Source organism: Amphibacillus sp. Q70 (assembly GCF_052055485.1).
Taxonomy (GTDB): Bacteria; Bacillota; Bacilli; order Bacillales; family Amphibacillaceae; genus Amphibacillus.
Map to the genome: position 1 here is coordinate 484,171 of NZ_CP197171.1, position 21,765 is coordinate 505,935.

Here is a 21,765-nt window from a genome sequence, read left to right on the forward strand (position 1 = left end):
TATCACACTCCAAACTATCAATCTTAGCTCTCTTGATACTCTACACGTCCCAGTACATAGGCAAAAGCTAATCCTAGTAAAAAGGCTAGACTGCTAAAAATCGTATCAATCCCATCAATTGGCCAGCCGGGAAATACAACGTAAATCGAGCCAATCACTAAACCAATAATGACAGCATAAGTCATCAAAGGATATTGTTTTAAACAATAACTAACAATTTTACTCATTGTTATCACACCAAGACCAATTCCTAGAGCAACGACAACTAGAATATCCAGTTGCAATTCAGTAACCGCATGAATAACTGTCCCATAAGCACCCACAAGGAGTAAAATGAGCGACCCGCTAATTCCCGGAAGAATCATTGCTGCACTGGCTATAAACCCTGAGAAGAATAGAAAGACATATGTAATCAAATCAATCTCAGCAATGATAAATGCTTCGTCCCCTTGCAAAAGACTCAATCCAGCTGCAACAACGGCACTGATCAAGAGTAACAAAAGATGTTGCCATTTAAAATTAACCTTTGCATCAGATTTTTTCAGTAGTAAGGGCATGACCCCGATAATTAAACCAATAAAAGCAAACTGCGTCGGGCGTGGATAATGATTAAATAACCATTTGATCCCATTAGCTAATAAAAAGATCGCCGCTACCATACCTATGCCAAGAGGTATAAGAAAACCAAGCTGTTGCTTCCATTCCTTGCTAAACACTTTATTAATAGAAGTTATTAATCGATCATAAATCCCTAATAGGAGTGCAATCGTTCCCCCACTTACTCCAGGAACGACATCAGCTGCTCCCATAATTAAACCTCTATATAAATTTTTCCATTCCATACGATAATGCTCCTTTATTCAATTTAAAATCTAAGTAAATTTTAATCATATCAAGGCTTTTATACAAGCTTTTTCTTTGTAAAAACTATTCAAAAAAGTCCAGTTCTGGCATCCATTGTGACATATGTTCTTTGATTTCTTGATAATGATCATCTGCCTCAGCTAATCGATCATCTGACAAATCCTTCATTGGAAACATGCGATATCCATCATCAATATCAACATACGTTGGCAAAAACTGTGGGGATTCTAACGTAATCGTTTCTGACGACGAAGACACTTCCTTTTTGATCGTTAATTCCATGATACCACCAATTTGGCGATAATGCTGATCTTGACCTGATAAAAAGTTACCTAATGAGTAAATGACAAATGTCTCCTGCCCATCTTCTGATTCAACCCAATCAGTAGGTTGCAAGACATGTGGATGGTGCCCAAATACAATATCAACACCCAAATCAGCAACATATTGAACAAGCTCTTGTTGAAACATATTAGGCATGCGTACATATTCATCACCAAAATGCAAATGCATCACAACAACATCTGAGCTTTCTTTTGCTCGCTCAACATCCTGAGCAATCTGTTGTTGATCAATCAAATTAATTAAATAATCTTTTCCTTCGGGAATAGGAATACCATTTGTTCCATAACTATATCCCAGAAAAGATACAGAAATATTATTTTTTTCAATCACTCTTATTTCTGCTTGGTCTTCTTCATTACGATAGGATCCTGTATATAAAATACCTAGCTCATCCCAATAGTCAAGCGCAGAATAAATAACCGCTTCACCTCGATCAAGAGTATGATTATTAGCAAGATTAACGATATCAACCCCCATTTCACTAACCATATCGCCAACCTCTTGTGGGCTATTAAATTGTGGATATGACGAAAGACCATGTTCCTCACCTCCAATCATACTCTCCTGATTGGCGGTTGTGATATCAACATCCGTTAAATAATCCTTGATACCATCTACCATTGGCATGAAGTCAAAGCCCGTTTCGGTCCGGGCTTCATCATATACTCTATCATGAATCAATAAATCTCCAATTGCGGCAATCGTCAGTTCATAAGTTTCTGGCAGCCAGTCCATTCTTTCTTTCGTTACCTCATCTATCTCTCTTTCTTTAAATAACTGCGCTTGTTTTTCCTCATTTATCTGGCAACCAACTAATAAAATTAAAATGAACAACATACTAAATCGTTTTAATATTACCAAAAAAATAGCCCCCAAATTTATATATATTTCTTTAAATAATGATCCCACTTTATAAAAACAAATAAAATAAGTATAATAATACTACTACAGTTTATTTTATTAATCTAGCACGATGGAAAGGGGAGATCGACATGATTACCAATCAAATCATGCGTGCGATTACTTATGCAACCACGAAGCATGATGGACAAAGACGTAAAGTAGATCAAACACCTTATATTGCACACCCGTATCGTGTAGCTATGTTACTTAAAGATCATCATTGCGATAATGATGTTGTTATTGCTGGATTATTACATGATATCGTTGAAGACACTGAAGGGACACTTGAGGAAATAGACGTTCTATTTGGGAAAAAGGTTTCTATACTTGTTGGATCTGTAACTGAAAAAGAAAAAAGCTTACCTTGGGAAGAACGAAAGCAACAGAGTATCAACAAAATAAGCGAAGCTTCTTTAAATGTTAAACTAATCACCTGCGCTGATAAAATTGATAATCTTCACTCAATGTTAGATAATGAAGTCGTTTATGGAAGCTCAATGTGGCATGCTTTCGACCGTGGAAAATCAGATCAGCAATGGTACTACAAGAACATGTATCAAAGTGTCATCACGGGGATTGACCCCAAAGCGTTTCACCCACTCATGTATTTATTTAAATCCTTATTAGACAGTTTTTTACAAGAATAACTTTATTTCATGATCTCATTGTCAAACAACAGCGTCAACTATAATCGGTTACTTTATTTAACAACCTGTGAAAATGATACTTCGGGATAAAAGGCTTCATCCAACTATCGCCGATTTCATTTTCATCTTTTTTTGACTCCACACTATTAAAGCTTCTAGGTGAGTGTTGATAAATTAGAAAAGTCCGTTAGATGAAGGCTCATGACTCACTTCATATACATTGATGAAGCATTTAGTTTCAATATCGTCATTTACCCTCGATTTTTCGCCATTTACTTTCACCCTCCAGTCAATGTCTTAACCTTGTTTAAGTCGTTCATAACTACAGCGTCTGTACTTTCCCATTCAAAAATTTTTTGAACGACTCACCACTTAATTTTTAACGAAATTTGAAATGGAATTCTTCTGTCGGAAATCAGATAAAATAAAACGCCATACACTTTAAATTCAATTATTGAGTAATTCAACGTATTTAAGATCATCTCCGACTATTCTTTGGGATATTATCATGGTTTATAACAAAGCAATGAATATGAAAATAAATGCTAAATAATCACTTTTTTCATGGTTTGATATCACGTTTGTCTATCAGTTATGATATAAGACGTGCAAGTTAGACCTTGATATTTCAAGGTTTAAAAAATGAAATTGGTGGTATAAATAAAAGTGAGCTACCAGATCAGAAAACATGGATAACTGGTTTTCTAAACAAAATAGGAGGGTTTTTAATTTTGAAGAATCTAGTTAAAGTTTTACTATTTGCTGCAATCGCACTTGTATTAGCAGCATGTGGAAACGGAGATAGTGACAATACAACTGGTGGAACAAGCAATTTGGAAGAGTTACAAGAAACAGGGACAGTTACCATTGGTTTTGCCAATGAAGCCCCTTATGCTTATGAAGAAAATGGTGAATTAAAAGGAGCAGCTGTTGATATTGCTACTGCTGTTTTTGCTGAATTAGGAATAGATAATGTTGAAAGTCAATTAGCAGACTTTGGACAGTTGATTCCTGGTGTTCAAGCTGGACAATTTGATGTCGTTACTGCTGGAATGGCTATTACACCTGAACGTGGTGAAAATGCATTATTTTCTGAACCAGAGATGGTTTATGGTGAAGGGCTAGTTGTTCAAGCTGGTAATCCACACGATATTTACAGTTATGAGGATATTGCCAATAATCCAGATATAACGATTGTCGTTATGGAAGGTGCGACAGAGATTGAATTCTTAAGACAATCTGGTGTCAGTGATGATCAAATCACTACAGCATCGGACATTGCCTCCACCTTCTCTGCAGTTCAAGCTGGTCGCGCCGATGCAACAACAGGAACCGAGATGACTGTTCGAATGGCATTTGACTCCGCTAATACAGATGATTTAGAAATTGTTGAAGATTTTGAACAACCAGATGCTGAAGGTGTACCAAGCTATGGAGCGGCAGCCTTTGCCTTAGAAAATGAAGAATTACGTGATGCATATAATGAAGCATTAGAAACATTAAAAGAGGATGGAACAGTTCAAGAACTACTTGAAGCAAATGGCTTCCACCCAGAAACAAATTTCCCGCCTGAAGAGGTAACAGTAGAAAGCATTATTAGCGGGGAACATTATTAAATCTATTTTTAGTTGATTAAATATTGTCTAAATGGCTCCATAGGGTCCTGTTTCCATTCCTTAGGGGACAGGGCCCTGCTTTTTTGTCCAGATTTAAGATAAACAATAAGGAGTGAATCAATTTGAACCCTGCCACAGATATTGTGCCACAGCTTGTACGCGGATTAGGTACTACAGTTACGATCTTACTTGCTTCTGCACTTTTTGCCTATCTGATGGGCTTTATTGCCGGTCTTTGTCGGCTTTCTAAAAATGTATTCTTAAGAAAATTTACTGGCTTATATGTTGAAGTTTTTCGGGGAACTTCACTAATCGTACAATTGTTTTGGTTTGTTTATGCAATACCGATCTTATTCGGACTCAACCTTGGGTCAAATTGGATTATCGGTGTTGTAGCCATTGGGCTAAACTACGGTGCTTATTTATCAGAGGTAGTTCGCAGCTCTATATTAGCTGTTGCACCCGGTCAATCTGAAGCCGCAACAGCATTAAACATGTCAAGTTTTCAAAGAATGAGATTAATTATTTTTCCTCAAGCAGTACGGATGATGCTACCCGAATTTGCAAATTATACCATTCAAATGTTAAAAGGAACAGCACTTGTTTCCTTAATTGGTCTAGGAGATATTCTTTATTTTGGTGATATACTGCGAAGTTCTAACCTTTCTCATGCACCACTCATTTATATCGTTGTACTTATTTTTTATTTTGTTCTTGCCTTACCGCTGATCCTTTTTTCTCGAAAAGCTGAGGGCATTGCAAAGAAAGGGGCGGCTAGCTAATGAATAGTAATTATTGGAGCTGGGATCGCTTTGCCGAAGCCTTCCCAATTATATTAGAAGGATTAGGAACTCTAGTTACTGTAACCATTTCTACCTTTATTTTCGCCCTTCTCTTTGGTTTTGTTTGGACATTCTTACGTCGGATAAAAAACAAACAAATCAACTGGGTGGTCACTTGGGTCATGGAGTTTATACGCTCAACACCCCCACTGGTTCAGTTATTCTTTATCTACTATGCTTGGCCAGTTATGCCGGTTATTGGTGTAACTTTAAGTGGTTTTACCAGTGCAGTGATTGGTTTAGGTATTCACTTCAGTACGTATATTGGTGAAATCTATCGATCAGGGATTGAAAGTGTGGATGTCGGGCAATGGGAAGCATCTACCGCACTCAATTTATCAACTTGGGATAAGTGGAGAAAAATCATTTTACCACAAGCCTTTCCACCAACAATCCCAATGCTGGGTAACTATTTCATTATTCTATTCAAAGAAGTACCGATTACGTCAACAATCGGTGTTCAAGGGATTTTATTTATGGCCAATTCATTTGGTGCACAGAACTGGGCCTATATAGAAGCTTTAACAATTGTCGGCTTAATACTCTTAGCACTTAGCTATCCTTCCGCCGTCTTAATTAAAAAGTTAGAAGTGAAAATGAATACACGCTTTGATAAAAATGCACCGATTAAAATTGATAAAGAGGTGACGCAATAATGACAGAACCGATTGTTCGCTATAAAGATATCCACAAAGCATTTGGTGATGTAGAAGTTTTACAAGGGATTGATTTAGATATTCATCCGAGCGAAAAAGTAGCCATTATTGGCCCAAGTGGTTCAGGTAAAACAACCATTATTCGGATGTTAATGACATTAGAAAAACCAACTTCAGGCGATATTACCGTTGATGGAACAAACCTTTGGAAAATGGAGAAAAACGGGAAAATGGTCAGAGCGAATGAAAAACATTTACGATCAGTTCGTGGTGACATTGGCATGGTTTTTCAACACTTTAATCTATTCCCACATATGACTATTTTAGAAAATTGTATGACTGCCCCCATTCATGTCAAAGGTGAAGATAAGGCTGATGTTGAAAAACGTTCTATTGAAATGCTGGAACGTGTGGGTTTAGGAGATAAAATTCATAACTATCCGAGTCAATTATCAGGTGGGCAAAAGCAGCGTGTAGCGATGGCACGAGCACTTGTTATGAGACCGAAAATTATGCTATTTGATGAGGTCACATCTGCCCTTGATCCTGAGCTTGTTGGCGAAGTTCTAGAGGTTATCCGAGATATTGCTAAAAATGATGACATGGCAATGGTTCTTGTTACACACGAGATGGATTTCGCCTTAGATATTGCTGATAAAGTATTGTTCTTAGATGAAGGTGTTATCGCAGAGCAAGGCTCGGCAGACCAAGTCATCAACCATTCACAAAACGAACGCCTTCGAGAATTTCTGAGCCGATTCAGAAGCTAATATAGCTTAGATCTCAAACACTAGTCCAATTGGGCTGGTGTTTTGATTTGCCCTCATTTTTGCAACCTTTTGTTTCTGACTCTCGTCATAAAGGTAAGATTAGAAAAACTCATATTCACTAATTTTTAATGAAGCAACTCCATGAATAACTATGTGAATTGACATCAGCTAACAATTTTCTTAAACAGTGCTTCAGCACCGAAAGAATCTTATAAAACAACGAGCATATCTAGATTAACATTTCTAATCTTTTGAATATAAAATGTCGGCTCACTCTTCAACTAAAATTTTATATTCTCAAAGTAAACTATAAATGGAGGGTACTTAGATGATTACTGTAAAAAATCTAACCCATGAATTTGAAATGGGGAAAAAAGGGCGAAAAACAATTTTACCTGTCTTACACGATCTATCATTTACAATTGATACTGGAGAAATTGTTTCAATTATTGGACGAAGTGGATCTGGGAAATCTACCTTGTTAAATTTAATCAGTGGCTTTATTCGACCAAAATCCGGCCAGATTGTGATCAATGGTGAGGAGGTTAGTTCTTTCTCAGAAAGTCAATTTTCCGATTTTAGACTTAATCAAATCGGTTTTATATTTCAAAATTTTCAGTTGATCCCTTCAATGACTGCTTTCCAAAATGTTGAACTTCCTTTGATTTTAAAAGGGAAAAAGGAAACCGAGCGAAAACAAATAACTGAGAATACTTTGCAACGTGTGGGGCTTGAGACATTTCATGATCATTATCCAAGTGAACTATCTGGCGGGCAACAGCAACGTGTAAGCATTGCTAGAGCACTCGTTTTAAATCCGCCAATTATTTTAGCAGATGAACCGACGGGAAGTCTTGATAGTGAAACAGAAGCAGATTTACTAGATTTTATTCAACAACTTAATAAAGAATTGAATATCACCTTCTTGGTTATTACCCATGATGAACAGGTGGCCAAAATTGGTAATCGATCAATTGAAATTCAAGATGGCCATTTAATTGAAGGAGGAAATAGTTAATATGAAACTTCGTGATCAATTTAAATTTGTCCGACAAAATATCGGGAAAAATAAAATGCGTATTTTTATGACGGTACTCGCCTCCGCAATGGGAACAACCTTCCTCATTGTTCTAGCATCTGTTGGCTTTGGTTTACATGATACTTTATTAAAAGATGTCATGGAACAAGATATTATTAATGAAATTTCAATTTATGGCTATGATGATGGTGAATACCGAGAAATTAATGATCAGGACATCAGTTATTTTGAATCGTTGGACAACGTTCGGGCTGTTCGTCCAATGAATCATCTCCAGCAAACTCCTTATTATCAAATCGATGATTTTCATCAAGCAGCCGAAACAAAAAGTGTTGACTTTACTGCTGAACAACAAGCGGGAATGAAGCTATCAGAAGGGGACTATCCCACAAGTGATGATGAGATCATTGTCGGCTATCATTTTGCTGAAGACTTACATCCGATCGATGTTGACTATGAGGACATATTTGATGAAGACGGCAATCAATTAGATGAACATACTTATGATGGTGATCTTCTTGGTCAATCGATTTCTTTTGAGATTGAAAAAATTGATTTTGAGGATAATGTTGAAACTGAAACCTTTGAAGTCACTGTGGTTGGTATCGTAGAGGAACCTAGCAATGAATGGCAGCACAGTTCCACTGTCTACATATCAGAAGGTTTACTTAGCCAGATGGAATCATTTACTGAAGCACGTAATGCTCACCCATACCCTAGCGATGAGGAAATTGATTTAGAAGCTGAAAAAAACTACGACGAAATCTATGTCCATTCTGATTCATTACAACATATCCAAGATTTAACCACCCAATTAACAGATGAACATTACTATGCTTACTCTGTGGCTACTGAAATTAGTCAAATGAATATGCTCTTTAACATTGCTAAAGCAGGATTAATCTTTATTGGGACGATTGCCGTCTTAATCGCATCGATCGGTATCTATAATACGATGACAATGGCTGTTACAGAACGAGCACCCGATATTGGTATTATGAAGGCGATTGGGGCTAATCCAAAAACCATCAAGCAAATCTTCTTGCTCGAAAGCAGCTATATTGGCATACTCGGAGCTTTAATTGGAACCGCAGTTGCTTATTTGATCAGCTTTGCAGTCAATCTTGGCATTCCATTAATTTTAGAGGCTGTATTTAACGAGGAGCTACCAGAAGGATTGAAGTTTTCTGTCATTCCATGGTCACTCATTGTGATTGCCATCGGTATTTGTTTAATTGTAACGATTATTTCAGGCTCACGACCTGCTAAAAGAGCAACCCAGATTGACGTTTTAAAAGCGATGCGCCGTGATCTGTAAAACTAATGATTTTTAAAAGTCTATTATAAAAATGAGTTTTCACCAAGGTTTTATGAGGTAAGGAGGAGAGAACCTTTCCGTTTGGACTGTGTTCCCCCTTCCCTCACAAATCCGTATGGATGCCATTAAGCCACATAGTTCATCTTCCTCAGCTTCACGGAGTATAGTGAATATTAATCTTACAGATAACGGATTAACCCAGTTATTTCATCTGCATAACTAAAGTCATGAGTATGATCAATTTAATAATAAATGCATAGCATGATCCGATTTTGATAAACTAGATTGATTATTGCAGGATTCGCTCTCTAATACGTAAAATCTCTTCAATTTTTGGCACGAAGTGTTTTAAAAGATCCTGATAACCACAGTAATCCTCAGTTGGAGCAACATACATGGCATCCTTCATCCGTTTACACCCACCACCACAGGCTTTTTGAAAGGGACACGTTTCACAGAATTTTGATAGTTTTGGGCGCTCACAGAGAAAGGCTGTTGCCCGCTTATTCATATATAATTCTCTTAGCCTCTGTTCACGGATATTACCTAGCCGATACTCATCAAGGACATAGAAATCACAAGGGTAAACACCACCATCTGCTTCAATCACATATTGGATTTGACATTGCCCTAATATACCACAGGCCGTTACTTCTCTAGCTACAAAAAGATTGACCAAATCATCAAATAATTTAATACTAATATAATTTCCGTTGCGGAATTCTTCCAACCAAAGTCGTAAGATCATCCGATAAAATGAGGCAAAGCGCTTGGGTGTTAATGCATATCCATTTCTAGATTCTGCATTTAGCTCATCCATACAAGGAATGAATTGAACATAGCGAATGTTATGGTCTTTAATAAAAGCAAAGACTTTTTTAGCTTCTTTTGCGAGCTGATTTGTTAAAACACAAAGGACATTATATTCAACTTGATATTTATCAAATAGTTCCTTTGCTTTTATAACACGCTGGAAGGTTCCATCGCCTTTTGCATTAACTCTGTTAAGATCATGAGAGTCTGGTGTGCCATCAATCGATATCCCGACTAAGAAATTATATTCCTTAAAAAATTCACACCATTTTTCATTAATTAAAATCCCATTTGTTTGCAAGGCATAGTGTACGGTGACTTTTTTCTGTTCTTGTTCAACTAGCTGAGTTATGTATTTGAAGTATTTTAATCCAGCTAAGGTGGGTTCACCACCTTGAAAGGAAAGGGTCAGGTGATCACCATCTTCTAAGTCCAAATAAATGTTGGCAATCATTTTTTCTGCTGTTTCCTCAGTCATTTTGCCGAAGGACTTCACTTCCCGCAATGAGCTTATGTCTGCATAAAAACAGTACTTACAACGAATATTACACAGAGAAGAAGCGGGTTTAATTAATACCGAGATATGTTTCATTATGATCACATCTTTCCATAATTAAATTTAAATAAATGATAAGAGCTTTTATTAGGCAAACTAAACAGTAGAAGTCAAGCTAAGAATGTCGTCTATCCCCTGTTAGAAATGAGGATGACTTACTGTCTGAGCTTGACTCCCTTGTTTATACACTTCTAATACATGATTACTCCGGTTGCTTTAATCCTAAACGTTCCCATTGTTCAGCTGGTGCATTGTGATCACGTAAAGCATGAGATAGTTTGTCCTGCATTAAGTTTATCTTATCTTCATCAGTAATTTCAACTGTTTGTTCATAATCCTTTGTTATATCAAATAAATGATCTTCTTCTATATATGTTGTATCAGATACAATTGGATTCGTTAAGGCTGGTACACGGTACACTGGAAATGGAACATCAGGAAGAAAATAGCCTGTTGTTATTTTTTCCGGTATATCCTCACCAAGCCAACCCCGAATGGTTGTTAATGAAGTTGTGTATTCATAACACTTACTGTTATCTTTGGGTCCACGCATGTAGGTGTATTGTCCATCAAATATATTTACCGATAAGCCAAATACCCCATATATAGAATAAGGACGTACAGATTGATTCGCTGTCAACATCTTCTTAATAGAATGACCTGTGACAGACTTCGGTATATCGATCGAAAAGTGATCAAGTATTGTTGGCATCAAGTCAATATTTTGCGTTAATTGGTCATTTTTTTGTCCCTGGTGTTGATTCTCTGGAAAGTGAACAAGTAATGGTATATTACACAATTCATTATAACCAGGTATATAGTTTTTCCCAATATAATCCCTTTCACCAAGAAAATAGCCATGATCAGACGTCAAAATAATCATCGTATCTTCATACATATCCAAGCTCTTTAGCTTGTCAATAAATCTGCCGAAATGATGATCTGTCATGGTGAGTAACCCTTTATATCTTTTCCTTAAATGGTCCATTGCTTCGTCCGTTTCTTCGTCAACCTTCTTGTATGTCGGCAGATCAAAATGTGGACCTGTATAATCATCATCATATAGGTCAAGATATTTCTGGGGAACATCAAATGGTTCATGCGGGTCAAACGTTTCTACCATAAGGAAGAAATCATCTGCCCCTTTATTTTCGTCGAGCCAATCGATTGCGCTATCAAAACACTTGACACTTGGATAATCCTTTTCTTCCTTAAATCTTGTTCGATTACTTTGATATTGACGCTTAACCGTACCAAAATATTCTTCAGGTGTAGGAGGATCATCAACTAACGATACCCATGGGTCACTTTCTTGCCCACGATGAAATTCATAAGTATCGAACTGTTGGCAATAATTCTCTCCACCGATTCTAAAATAATGTGCATGATCTGTGATGATATGGTTTCGAATGCCGTGCTCTGTTAAGAGTTTTGGGAAAGTCGTATCGTGTATTTCAATCGGTCCCCAAGATCGTTCTAAGAAGTTGAGCCTCCCTGTCATGATATCTCTTCTTGCTGGAATACACGGCATACTTCCAGTAAAATGGTTCGTAAACATACAACTATCATTCGCGAAATCAGCAATATTGTCAGCGTGACAATCTGTTTGTTCATTATAGCAGGATAGATGATCCCTTCGAAGTGTATCCATTAAGACTACAATGGTTCTCATATAAATCCCTCCAATGTCTTTATCTGTTGCCAATTATTCATCTTCAGAGTCAGGACTAGTATTGTAATTATTTACATATATAATCGATTCTTGTGCCTCTTTGATCATATTGTTGATATCTTCTTGATTAAAGGAATCCTTTGGGCTTAATGCGACCAACATAAGGAGGGGAAGGTTCATACCAGCTATGACATGAACCTGTTCATTACAATATTTCACAAAATTTTGCGTGACACTTCCTCCTAAAATGTCGGTAAAGATAAATACCTCATCCTCTTGAGAGATATTTTGCATAACCGCTTCGATTTGCTTATTAATATCGTCGTCTTCAACATAGGCACTTATTTCAAATACATTTGGATAACCGCTTATAAACTGTAACGTTTGTTTCATTCCGTCTGCTAGTTTATGGTGTGATGCAATAATAATGTTTCTCATGTGTAATCTCCTAACCGAGTAATCCTGACCATGCGCCTAGCATACTTACAATAATAACTAATAGAATGATCAGCGAAATTCCCATTTTCTTCGACTGAATTAACTTATAAATAAGATACGTAAAAATAACCGGAAGAAGCGCAGGTAAAATGCTGTCTAACAATGGCTGAATCTCCATTGAAAGCTCTCCTCTTTCGATAATAAGTGGAGTACTTACGTCAACAACAGATGGCACAAGAGCACCAACGACTACCAACCCTAAAATCGAAGCACATTCAGTTAAAATGCTAATTTTATCGCCAAAGGTAGTAATAAGCTTCGTCCCTTGGTTAAAACCAATGTGAATTGCCTTTGCCCGTAGAAACATAAAAACAATGTTTATAATCATCCAAAGAATAACGCCTACAGGGTTATGGTCAATGGCCATATATCCCGCAATGGATCCTAAAATGGTTGGAATCAATACCCAAAAGATTGAATCCCCTACACCGGATAACGGTCCCATTAAACTTGTTTTCGTATTCTGGACAATATCCTTAGCCTTTATCCCATCACGATCCTCCATGGCAAGTGTTGCACCTAGGACTAGTGGGGCGAGCCAAGGCATACAATTAAAGAATTTAAAGTGATTTTGGATAGATTCCTGCAATTCCTCATCTTTTTTATAAATCTTTCGCAGTGCTGGCTTAAGTGAAAAAACAACACTTCCCGCTTGCTGTGATTGATAATTAAATGTGTTAACTGCCATCAACATCCAGCGTCGAACAACTTTATTAAGGTCTTTTTTTGTCAGCTTACTCATCTTCTAATCCCCCTGTCGTTGCAGCATCACCTGTTTGGCCAAATAATTTATCCTTATTATCACTAAAGAATTTTAGCGATACGACTAAACCGATGATAGTAACACCTAAAATCGGAACATCTAGATAAGCGGCAAAGAAGAAGCCAAGTAAGAGGTAAAAAACATATTTCTTAACCGGCATATAATTTAATAATAAAGCAATCCCTACTGCTGGTAGTAAACGTCCAGCGATATTCAAGCCATCCGTAAACCATTGTGGTGTGATTTCTAAAATTCGGTCAACAACTTCTGGACCTAATTGAATCGCAATAAAAACCGGAATGGCGGCTGTTAAACCCATAATGACTGGTCCGATCAGAAGTGTTCTTTCCATTGCGGCGAAATTATTATCCGCTGCAAAAGTCTGTGCCTTTCTGACGAAAAAACCGTTGATAATTTTCGCAAATACATCAAGTTGAACCCCAAGCATGGCAACTGGAATCCCGATAGCTAAACCCGCTTCTGTTCCTCCTCCAGTTGTAACTGCGATAGTTGTTGCAATAATTGCTGCTGTTGAGTATTCTGGGACACTACTTCCCCCAATGCTTGCTACCCCAAGTGCCATTAATTGAAGTGTACCCCCAAGATATAAAGCTGTTTGCATATCCCCAAGGATAAGCCCCATCACGAAAGCCGTGATTAACGGCCACCGTAGCCCAAAAGTCAAACCGTACTTATCTATTGGAACTAAAAATGCTAATAATGTAATCGCAATAATTTGCCAAATAGCTAGCATTACCATACCCCCATTGTGTTTTAGTGATTTAAATCATTAGAAAAAAGATCAGTCAATATTTGATGCAAATACGCTAAGGCTATAGCCATGAACTATTTAAGGGCTGCCTTTAATGGTACACGTGTATCCGATAAGATATATTGAACAAATACTTCAATCCCTTTAGCAGAAAGGTTATTATAAATCTCAAGTTCTTCTTTAGTGATACTTGCTTGATTGGAAAGCACCATTTCATTTTTTTTCTCCGCTGTTGCACCAATATTTACTTTTTCAATAGCTACACCTTCTTCAGCTAACTTAAGAATAGTAACTGGATCTTTGACGACTAAGAAAATGGTTTGATCCTGATACTTGTTATTTTTAAAATTCTGCATTGCTGTTTCCATCGTTATAATTGATAAAGCATAGCCAGCAGGTTTGGCCATTCGCATGGCTGACTTAGAAAATTCATCATTTGCAATATCATCATCAATGACCATGAGCCTTAAAGCGTTTACATTGGGTGCCCACTGTGAAGCAACAATTCCGTGTAATAACCGATTATCAATCCTTGCTAATTTAATCATCTGTCTCACTTCTTTCTGGTTAATTTTGAACAAACTAGACATAAGAAAATTCCCTATGCATTAATTGCCTTTAATAAAAGATACCATATGATTTTATTTTGTCAATATATATGTTCTTTTTTGTTCATTTGTTTGTTTTTTAAGATTTTTTTAAATCAAAAATAGTTTCTAATTAATATTAGCCAATGTTAATGGTGGGGGAAGGCAATTAGCTAGCACGATTCATTATCCTTTTCATTTACTATATGATCAGGCATACTATTAATAGAAAGTTTAATAAAGAATCAAAAAATGAACGAATTTAAACATTTAATTGATTAAAATAACCATTATTTTTAGTTTGAGGGAAGTTTCTAAATGTCCTTGTTTAAGTTAAAGGCATGTTCATTTAAAACTAAAAAGTCACTTTTAAATGTTATTTTATTGTGTTCAAAAACTAACATTTTAATACAGATAAACATTACAGTATTGATTAAACGCCCTGCTGTAGTCAAAAAAAAGAAGTTGATGTACAATGGAGGTAATTTATTATAAAGAAACCATGACTTAACATAATTGTTATTATGACGGTAGATTATGAATAATATTTATAGATTTGAAGGAGAATAGCATGAAATTAGCTGAAAGAAAGTCAATCATTATTAATGCATTAAAGAAACAAAATACTTTGTCTTTTGCTGAGCTTGAACAATTGCTTGATGTATCTACAACAACAATTAGAAGAGATTTATTATTACTTGAAAAGGAAGGACTGATCGTAAGATTTCATGGCGGAATCAAATCAAAAGAAGGCCTAATTGATCACGCTATGAGTAAAAAACGACGGATCAATATTGACGAGAAAAAAAGAATTGGCAGATTAGCGAGGTCTTTGATTAAACCTGACAGCTTAATATTCATTGGTTCAGGATCGACAACTTACTACATGATTAATTATATTAAAGATACCTCAATTACCGTCATCACGAATGGGATTCCGCACGCTGAGGCGCTAAATGCGAAAAATATTCGCACCTTTCTTTTATGTGGGTTTATCAAGGGGGAAACACGCTCTGTCGCTGGTGATGAAACAACTGAAATGATTGGATCTTATCAATTCGACCAAGCTTTTCTTGGATCAAATGGAGTTAGTTCTAACTTAGATCTCTTATCAGCTGATAAGTTTGAACATGACATTAAACAAGCATCGATTAAGCATAGTCGTGAAGCTTATTTTTTAGCTGATAGTTCTAAATTCAATAAAACAGCTATGTATGCACTGCCATTAAAACAGGATAACATGTTTGTTATTACAGAGTCAGCCCCAGAAGTTGATCATGAACATGTTATTGTAGCACAATAAACGGAATTGAATATGACAGATACAGCCTAAGGAGCATTCAAGGTATTATTCAGGGTTATTTTTTTCAAATACTTATTTTAAGCATTTGCTTACTGATCGTATGAAATAACCGAGATATCCTCAAACTCAGTCCGATAGAACGACTATGAAAATAACCGAAAGAATTCATGATGGATAATATATTTTTCCAAAACATTCAAGGAACAATATCAAAAGTCAGAGACTATGTATGCCTATGGATATTAGTAAACATTTGGAAATGACCATCGATTGTTTTTGCACAGAACAGTAAATTAGCATTATAAATTTAAATTATATAGGTGTAACTATTTTAAAAGAAATTATCCATACCAATGCTATACCTATCATTTCTTAAGCAACAATCAGAAAAGTAACTGAGACAAAAACCAGCTAAGTAAAAAAGAGAGCTGTTGTACAATGAAAAATAGATTGTGTAGCAGCTTTTTTATGTGACTAGAAAGGCTGAACTACTCATGAGCATAAGAACTATTGGCATTCTAGCTACAAACCTTGAATCCATTCGAGTAAACTCTATTCAGGTGAATGGGATAAGAAATAAACACGGAAGGACATTTCAAGGTTACAAGAGCCCTCCTATCCCTCTCTTCAAACAAAATCACAAGTTAAAAGGGCGAGTAGAGCTCTTCTATCCCTCACTTCAAACAAAATTACAAGTCAAAAGGTTGGATAGAGCCCTTCTATCCCTCACTTCAAACAAAATTACAAGTTAAAAGGGCGGATAGAGTCCTTCTATCCCTCTCTTCAAATAAAATCACAAGTTAAAAGGGCGGATAGAGCCCTTCTATCCCTCACTTCAAACAAAATTACAAGTCAAAAGGTTGGATAGAGCCCTTCTATCCTTCACTTCAAACAAAATTACAAGTTAAAAGGGCGGATAGAGCCCTTCTATCCCTCACTTCAAACAAAATCACAAGTTAAAAGGCCGGATAGAGCCCTCCTATCCCTCACTTCAAACAAAATCACAAGTTAAAAGGCCGGATAGAGCCCTCCTATCCCTCACTTCAAACAAAATCACAAGTTAAAAGGCCAGATAGAGCCCTCCTATCCCTCACTTCAAACAAAATCACAAGTTAAAAGGGCGAGTAGAGCTCTTCTACCCGATGTTTCATGCAAATATAAGAAAATACTCCACTTTTATCAAGATAAATATTAGCAAAAACGAAACGGTTGTGTTTATCAAAAATAGATAAACACAACCGTTTTTTATTTAATTGAGACTAGTTTTGTCTCAACCTTTGAAATGAAATTATTTTGCATATAAATTATTATAATATTCTTCTAGCATACGCTTAACAGCAAATCGATCCTTTGTACTGTCAATGCTCGCTTTCATCATTTCAACCCATTTATCATGATTTTCATAATAAGTCGGTAATACTTGATTTTGTAAGACATCATAGAGTGCTTTTAAATCATGTGCATCAAGCTCTTGTTCGTCCTCACTTTCAAACCCATCACCAAACTGCCAACCATTAACACCATGATCACAAGCCTCTGGCCACCAGCCGTCGAGTGTACTGAAATTAAGTACACCGTTCATCGCTGCTTTCATTCCAGATGTACCACTTGCTTCTTTCGGTCGACGTGGATTATTTAACCAAACATCTGCCCCACGTGTTAAGGCAGCACCAATTGTCATATCATAGTTTTCTAAGAAAATAACAGCATTAGGATATTTCCGAGCCATTTTAACAAGAGAACGGACAATTCCTTTCCCTGTATCATCTAATGGATGAGCTTTCCCTGAGAAAACAATTTGAACTTTACCTGACTCAAGCAATGGTCCAATAATTGACTCGTCTGTAAAAATAAAATCACTTCGTTTATACGGAGCGGCTCGACGAGAGAATCCGATAATCATTTTGTCTTCATCTAATCGAACTCCATTTCGCTCTTCGATAAAATCAATCAGATCACGCTTGTTTTTCATATGGGCTTCCCAAAGATCGCCACCTTCTTCAGCTACCTTTAACATATTTTCATCTACCCATGTCGGGATATGGATACAGTTTGTAATCGGGATGATTTCTGAACGATTTTCAACATGTGACCACATTTTATTCGCTGTCACACCGTGTAGTTCTGCTACTGCATTTGATTTACGCGATAAGCGTAGAGCACCAACTGTCATATTAAATGGTGCCCCACCAATTTCAACGAGCTGTTCGATGGTCAGTCCATTATCTGCCCCCATATATAGCAGTCGATCCAATGGGTGTGATTCGTTTCCTTCAATAATTGGGGTATGTGTAGTGAATACGGTTTCATTTCTTGTTTGCTCCCAAGCCTCTTCAAAGCTTACTCCTTGATCGATTCTTTCTTTCATTAATTCAAAGCCAGCAAATAAAGCATGACCTTCATTAAAGTGATAAACATCAACCTCATGCCCCAGTGCTCTTAAAGCACGCACACCACCAATACCTAGCACCATTTCTTGTGCAATTCGATCTTCACCAAAGCCCCCATATAATTGTCCTGTTATCCAGGCATCTGGGTTTTCTGGAAGGTCAGTATCTAATAAATAAAGTGGCACATTACCAAACTCTTCAGTTTTCCAAACCTTACAAACAATATCTCGTTGACGGATTGTGACTGTCACCTTAACACCTGTATCTTCTAAATATTGATAATCATAATTGTGATAGGAATCATACGGCTTTCCATTTTCATCAATCCGTTGATCTGTATAGCCTTGCTTCCATTTCACACCGATACCAACCATCGGATAGTCATGGTCTTTTGCGCCTTTCAAGTAATCACCAGCTAAAATCCCTAACCCCCCTGCATACGTTTTCATGCTAGAGTCCAAACCATACTCCATACAAAAATAGGCAACGCGAGAGTCTTTTTTCGTCATTAAAATTCCTCCTAAGCTTGATTTTATAAGTTATATGATGTTCTTGATGAAGAAGATATCAGTAGACATACTCAATATCCTCATACTGATATACTACTAGATTTTTTAACTAATTACCAGTAATAAATGAAACCGATTGCATTAAATTTATTTACAAACTAATCGGATATTGAATTCTCTTGATAGCTATCCTTTCATTACCGAATTAAGTTTCCGATTAGCTTATCTGATGCAATATAATTGACCACTTTTAACTCTTTAACCAATTGTCTACCCTAACCGAACTTTCCGGTAATATAATCTTCTGTTTCCTTCTTTTCAGGATTAGTAAACAATTGATCTGTTGTTCCTACTTCAACAACGACACCGTTAAGGAAAAATGCCGTTTGATCGGATACACGAGCCGCTTGTTCCATGTTATGCGTCACAATCACAATCGTATATCCCTTCTTTAATTCTGTAATCAATCCCTCTATTTTTACAGTAGCTAGCGGATCAAGTGCTGACGTTGGTTCGTCCATTAAAATAATATCTGGTTCAACCGCTAATACCCGAGCAATACAAAGTCGTTGCTGCTGCCCACCTGAAAGACTTGTCCCAAGTGTATCTAATCTATCTTTAACCTCATCCCATAACGCGGCTTGTCGTAGGCATTTTTCAACAATCATACTTAATGTTTTTCGATCTTTTATTCCATTTGCTCTAGGTCCATAAGCCACATTGTCAAAAATACTGCTGGGAAATGGATTTGGCTTTTGAAAAACCATCCCAACTGATTTACGCAATTGGACGACATCAACCATTGGATTATAAATATCCTGCCCGCCAATTTCGATCTTACCTTCGACTTTTGTTTTATGAATCAAGTCGTTCATCCTATTTAACGTCCGTAAAAACGTTGACTTACCACAACCAGAAGGTCCAATCAATGCAAAGATCTCATGCTCAGGAATCTTTAATGAAATATCATTCAAAGCTTGTGTCTCACCGTAATAAAAAGCTAATTGATCAACATTGATTTTTATTTTATGATTATTTTTTTCTATCATATGACTTAACCCCCTCATAATACATAATTCTTATGAAAACCGCTTGACTAGTTTTTTAAATAGCATACCTGCAATAAAATTAATTATTAAAATTAGAATAATGAGAACAGCACTTGTTCCAAAAGCCATGTCCATATTACCTGTTTCCATGGCAACCATGTATAAATGCAATGAAAGTGTCCGGCCTCCATCAAAAATTGACCGAGGAATTAATAGACTTCCGCCCAATGTCAATAAAAAGGCTGCTGTTTCTCCAACAACTCGACCAATTGACAGGATTAAGCTTGTCAAAATTCCCGGAAAAGCAATTGGCAAGACTATTTTTTTGATCGTATACCAGCGGGTTGTACCAAGTGCTAAACTTCCCTCTCTTAGGGTATTAGGGACGTTTCGTAGTGCCTCTTCTGACGCACGAATAATCACAGGTAAAATCATCATCACGCCAGTCAATGACCCTGATAAAATCGACCATCCCCCTGTATATTGACCCAGTAAAATAACAAAGAAAACAAAACCAAACAAGCCAAAGACAATTGATGGGATACCTGCTAAAGCTTCTGTCGTAAAGCGAATAACCTTTTTCAGTCGACTTTCAGCAATATATTCATTTAAATAAATCGCTGTTCCAACCCCAATGGGTGTCGCCAATAGCAATGTCACAGTTACTAAATAAATCGTTCCCAAAATAGCTGGAAATATTCCACCTTCAGCACCCATATTGCTCGGTGAATCAAGAAGGAAATCAAGATCAATCATTACCAGTCCTTTACTCATCACATAAAAGATAATTGAAAGAAGAATAATGACGGTCAGTGCTGTAGCTAGGCTCAATAAACTAAAAGCAATCCACTGATTTCGTTGAACTTTACCCATATGTTAATCCTCCTTTTTAGTAATGACTAATGTAATTGAATTGAGTATCATAATAAAAATAAATAAAATAATCCCTGTTGCAAACAAGGCTTGACGATGTTCAGGACCCGCATAGCCCATCTCTAAAGCGACGTTTCCAGTTAATGTTCTCACCGGAGCAAACATACCCCTCAAACCGAATTCCGGAATAGCAACCGTATTTCCGACCACCATAATAATTGCCATTGTTTCACCTAAAGCACGCCCAATACCTAAAACAATTGAGGAGATGATCCCTGATTTTGCTGCAGGGACAACAACCGTGGCTATACTCTGCCATTTAGATGCACCTAAACCCAGAGCTGCTTCATCATACTCACTTGGAACTGCATGAATAGCATCACTAGATATGGTAATAATCGTTGGCAAGATCATAATCGCCAATATAATACTTCCCGCTAACACTGAATAACCCGTCTGATAATTAGCAGGTAAATAATCACTTAATGGCCCATGAGCTAAATGACGTAGTAGCGCTCGAATAACAACCATGCCAAACAAGCCATAAACAACCGATGGGATTCCTGCTAATAAATCGATTGTCGGTCTAATTACACGTGCAACCTTAGCTGGGGCAATTTTCGTTAAAAAAATAGCAACTGCAATGCCAATTGGGGCTCCTAATAGTAGAGCTAAAATCGTTACAACTACTGTTCCGACGATCATCGGGAAAATTCCATATAATTGATTAAGTGGGTCCCACTCCATTCCAAAAATAAAATCCCCAACTCCATACTTCAACATGAAGGGCAACCCTTCTTGAAAAATAAAATATCCAATTAAACCCAAGGATAAGACTGATATTAGTGCCATAACTAAAAGAATTACTTTAACCATTCTTTCCTCCAGGTTTTTATTCGTTCGACTATACACTGCTATCACCTCATATTACTTCAAACATTGACTTTATTTTTTAAAACAGGAAGAACAGGATAGCTATC

Annotated in this window: 20 protein-coding genes; 8 read left to right on the plus strand and 12 right to left on the minus strand. The window is 36.8% G+C overall.

Going from position 1 to position 21,765, the window contains the following annotated elements; genetic code table 11:
* Positions 1 to 23 precede the first annotated feature (23 nt).
* Positions 24 to 842 carry a DUF368 domain-containing protein gene (locus ACS127_RS02160; protein ID WP_440896826.1) on the minus strand — a complete coding sequence of 273 codons (819 nt, stop codon included), beginning with the start codon at positions 840 to 842 and terminating at the stop codon, positions 24 to 26.
* Positions 843 to 927: 85 nt separating this feature from the next.
* Complete coding sequence (locus ACS127_RS02165) at positions 928 to 2,070, minus strand: CapA family protein (protein ID WP_440896827.1); 1,143 nt, start codon at positions 2,068 to 2,070, stop codon at positions 928 to 930.
* A 131-nt stretch (positions 2,071 to 2,201) separates the two neighbouring features.
* Between ACS127_RS02165 and ACS127_RS02170 the strand changes: the two genes are divergently transcribed.
* The 7 genes from ACS127_RS02170 to ACS127_RS02200 all read left to right on the plus strand — a co-directional run bounded on the left by ACS127_RS02170 (position 2,202) and on the right by ACS127_RS02200 (position 9,000).
* Positions 2,202 to 2,759, plus strand: coding sequence for an HD domain-containing protein (locus tag ACS127_RS02170; protein WP_440896829.1), 558 nt, complete (start codon positions 2,202 to 2,204; stop codon positions 2,757 to 2,759).
* A gap of 731 nt (positions 2,760 to 3,490) precedes the next feature.
* A complete protein-coding gene (gene ehuB, locus ACS127_RS02175) occupies positions 3,491 to 4,375 on the plus strand; it encodes an ectoine/hydroxyectoine ABC transporter substrate-binding protein EhuB (RefSeq protein WP_440896830.1) in 885 nt (294 codons plus the stop codon).
* Positions 4,376 to 4,497: 122 nt separating this feature from the next.
* Positions 4,498 to 5,157: an amino acid ABC transporter permease gene (locus ACS127_RS02180; RefSeq protein ID WP_440896831.1), complete on the plus strand. Its 660-nt coding sequence runs from the start codon at positions 4,498 to 4,500 to the stop codon at positions 5,155 to 5,157.
* Positions 5,157 to 5,873 (plus strand): ectoine/hydroxyectoine ABC transporter permease subunit EhuD, encoded by a 717-nt coding sequence (gene ehuD / locus ACS127_RS02185; protein WP_440896832.1) that lies wholly within the window; start codon positions 5,157 to 5,159, stop codon positions 5,871 to 5,873. The genes ACS127_RS02180 and ehuD overlap by 1 nt, the downstream gene beginning before the upstream one ends.
* Positions 5,873 to 6,643, plus strand: a complete 771-nt coding sequence (gene ehuA, locus ACS127_RS02190; protein ID WP_440896833.1) for an ectoine/hydroxyectoine ABC transporter ATP-binding protein EhuA — start codon at positions 5,873 to 5,875, stop codon at positions 6,641 to 6,643. The genes ehuD and ehuA overlap by 1 nt, the downstream gene beginning before the upstream one ends.
* Before the next feature lie 328 nt (positions 6,644 to 6,971).
* Positions 6,972 to 7,661, plus strand: coding sequence for an ABC transporter ATP-binding protein (locus tag ACS127_RS02195; RefSeq protein ID WP_440896834.1), 690 nt, complete (start codon positions 6,972 to 6,974; stop codon positions 7,659 to 7,661).
* A gap of 1 nt (position 7,662) precedes the next feature.
* Positions 7,663 to 9,000, plus strand: a complete 1,338-nt coding sequence (locus ACS127_RS02200) for an ABC transporter permease (RefSeq protein ID WP_440896835.1) — start codon at positions 7,663 to 7,665, stop codon at positions 8,998 to 9,000.
* Between the two features lie 289 nt (positions 9,001 to 9,289).
* Here ACS127_RS02200 and ACS127_RS02205 read toward each other — a convergent pair whose 3' ends face one another.
* The 6 genes from ACS127_RS02205 to ACS127_RS02230 all read right to left on the minus strand — a co-directional run bounded on the left by ACS127_RS02205 (position 9,290) and on the right by ACS127_RS02230 (position 14,622).
* Entirely contained in the window at positions 9,290 to 10,405 is a 1,116-nt protein-coding gene (locus ACS127_RS02205) for a radical SAM protein (RefSeq protein ID WP_440896836.1), read from the minus strand.
* Positions 10,406 to 10,571: 166 nt separating this feature from the next.
* On the minus strand, positions 10,572 to 12,041 hold the full coding sequence (locus ACS127_RS02210) for a sulfatase (protein ID WP_440896837.1): 1,470 nt from the start codon (positions 12,039 to 12,041) through the stop codon (positions 10,572 to 10,574).
* A gap of 33 nt (positions 12,042 to 12,074) precedes the next feature.
* Positions 12,075 to 12,479: a PTS sugar transporter subunit IIA gene (locus ACS127_RS02215; RefSeq protein WP_440896838.1), complete on the minus strand. Its 405-nt coding sequence runs from the start codon at positions 12,477 to 12,479 to the stop codon at positions 12,075 to 12,077.
* Positions 12,480 to 12,489: 10 nt separating this feature from the next.
* Positions 12,490 to 13,281, minus strand: a complete 792-nt coding sequence (locus ACS127_RS02220) for a PTS system mannose/fructose/sorbose family transporter subunit IID (RefSeq protein ID WP_440896839.1) — start codon at positions 13,279 to 13,281, stop codon at positions 12,490 to 12,492.
* A complete protein-coding gene (locus tag ACS127_RS02225; protein ID WP_440896840.1) occupies positions 13,274 to 14,056 on the minus strand; it encodes a PTS mannose/fructose/sorbose/N-acetylgalactosamine transporter subunit IIC in 783 nt (260 codons plus the stop codon). The genes ACS127_RS02220 and ACS127_RS02225 overlap by 8 nt, the downstream gene beginning before the upstream one ends.
* 92 nt (positions 14,057 to 14,148) lie before the next feature.
* Entirely contained in the window at positions 14,149 to 14,622 is a 474-nt protein-coding gene (locus ACS127_RS02230; RefSeq protein ID WP_440896841.1) for a PTS system mannose/fructose/N-acetylgalactosamine-transporter subunit IIB, read from the minus strand.
* 610 nt (positions 14,623 to 15,232) lie between these two features.
* On the opposite strand from ACS127_RS02230, the gene ACS127_RS02235 reads away from it, so the two are divergent.
* Positions 15,233 to 15,964 carry a DeoR/GlpR family DNA-binding transcription regulator gene (locus tag ACS127_RS02235; RefSeq protein WP_440896842.1) on the plus strand — a complete coding sequence of 244 codons (732 nt, stop codon included), beginning with the start codon at positions 15,233 to 15,235 and terminating at the stop codon, positions 15,962 to 15,964.
* Positions 15,965 to 17,252: 1,288 nt separating this feature from the next.
* Here ACS127_RS02235 and glgP read toward each other — a convergent pair.
* The 4 genes from glgP to pstC form a co-directional block, all read right to left on the minus strand.
* Entirely contained in the window at positions 17,253 to 18,863 is a 1,611-nt protein-coding gene (glgP, locus tag ACS127_RS02240) for an alpha-glucan family phosphorylase (protein ID WP_440896843.1), read from the minus strand.
* 275 nt (positions 18,864 to 19,138) lie between these two features.
* The gene (pstB, locus tag ACS127_RS02245) at positions 19,139 to 19,912 is read right to left on the minus strand and encodes a phosphate ABC transporter ATP-binding protein PstB (protein ID WP_440896844.1); all 774 of its coding nucleotides are present in this window, start codon (positions 19,910 to 19,912) and stop codon (positions 19,139 to 19,141) included.
* A 30-nt stretch (positions 19,913 to 19,942) separates the two neighbouring features.
* Complete coding sequence (pstA, locus tag ACS127_RS02250) at positions 19,943 to 20,785, minus strand: phosphate ABC transporter permease PstA (RefSeq protein WP_440896845.1); 843 nt, start codon at positions 20,783 to 20,785, stop codon at positions 19,943 to 19,945.
* A 3-nt stretch (positions 20,786 to 20,788) separates the two neighbouring features.
* Complete coding sequence (pstC, locus tag ACS127_RS02255; protein WP_440896846.1) at positions 20,789 to 21,661, minus strand: phosphate ABC transporter permease subunit PstC; 873 nt, start codon at positions 21,659 to 21,661, stop codon at positions 20,789 to 20,791.
* Positions 21,662 to 21,765 lie beyond the last annotated feature (104 nt).

What these genes read in the sequence shown, in the direction of transcription:
- ACS127_RS02195 (WP_440896834.1), top strand. Translation starts at nt 6,972, where the DNA reads ATGATTACTGTAAAAAATCTAACCCATGAATTTGAAATGGGGAAAAAA.
- pstC (WP_440896846.1), bottom strand. Translation starts at nt 21,661, where the DNA reads ATGGTTAAAGTAATTCTTTTAGTTATGGCACTAATATCAGTCTTATCC.
- ACS127_RS02205 (WP_440896836.1), bottom strand. Translation starts at nt 10,405, where the DNA reads ATGAAACATATCTCGGTATTAATTAAACCCGCTTCTTCTCTGTGTAAT.
- pstA (WP_440896845.1), bottom strand. Translation starts at nt 20,785, where the DNA reads ATGGGTAAAGTTCAACGAAATCAGTGGATTGCTTTTAGTTTATTGAGC.
- ACS127_RS02215 (WP_440896838.1), bottom strand. Translation starts at nt 12,479, where the DNA reads ATGAGAAACATTATTATTGCATCACACCATAAACTAGCAGACGGAATG.
- ehuD (WP_440896832.1), top strand. Translation starts at nt 5,157, where the DNA reads ATGAATAGTAATTATTGGAGCTGGGATCGCTTTGCCGAAGCCTTCCCA.
- ACS127_RS02160 (WP_440896826.1), bottom strand. Translation starts at nt 842, where the DNA reads ATGGAATGGAAAAATTTATATAGAGGTTTAATTATGGGAGCAGCTGAT.
- pstB (WP_440896844.1), bottom strand. Translation starts at nt 19,912, where the DNA reads ATGATAGAAAAAAATAATCATAAAATAAAAATCAATGTTGATCAATTA.
- ACS127_RS02225 (WP_440896840.1), bottom strand. Translation starts at nt 14,056, where the DNA reads ATGCTAGCTATTTGGCAAATTATTGCGATTACATTATTAGCATTTTTA.
- ehuA (WP_440896833.1), top strand. Translation starts at nt 5,873, where the DNA reads ATGACAGAACCGATTGTTCGCTATAAAGATATCCACAAAGCATTTGGT.
- glgP (WP_440896843.1), bottom strand. Translation starts at nt 18,863, where the DNA reads ATGACGAAAAAAGACTCTCGCGTTGCCTATTTTTGTATGGAGTATGGT.
- ACS127_RS02235 (WP_440896842.1), top strand. Translation starts at nt 15,233, where the DNA reads ATGAAATTAGCTGAAAGAAAGTCAATCATTATTAATGCATTAAAGAAA.
- ACS127_RS02210 (WP_440896837.1), bottom strand. Translation starts at nt 12,041, where the DNA reads ATGAGAACCATTGTAGTCTTAATGGATACACTTCGAAGGGATCATCTA.
- ACS127_RS02230 (WP_440896841.1), bottom strand. Translation starts at nt 14,622, where the DNA reads ATGATTAAATTAGCAAGGATTGATAATCGGTTATTACACGGAATTGTT.
- ACS127_RS02200 (WP_440896835.1), top strand. Translation starts at nt 7,663, where the DNA reads ATGAAACTTCGTGATCAATTTAAATTTGTCCGACAAAATATCGGGAAA.
- ACS127_RS02220 (WP_440896839.1), bottom strand. Translation starts at nt 13,281, where the DNA reads ATGAGTAAGCTGACAAAAAAAGACCTTAATAAAGTTGTTCGACGCTGG.
- ACS127_RS02170 (WP_440896829.1), top strand. Translation starts at nt 2,202, where the DNA reads ATGATTACCAATCAAATCATGCGTGCGATTACTTATGCAACCACGAAG.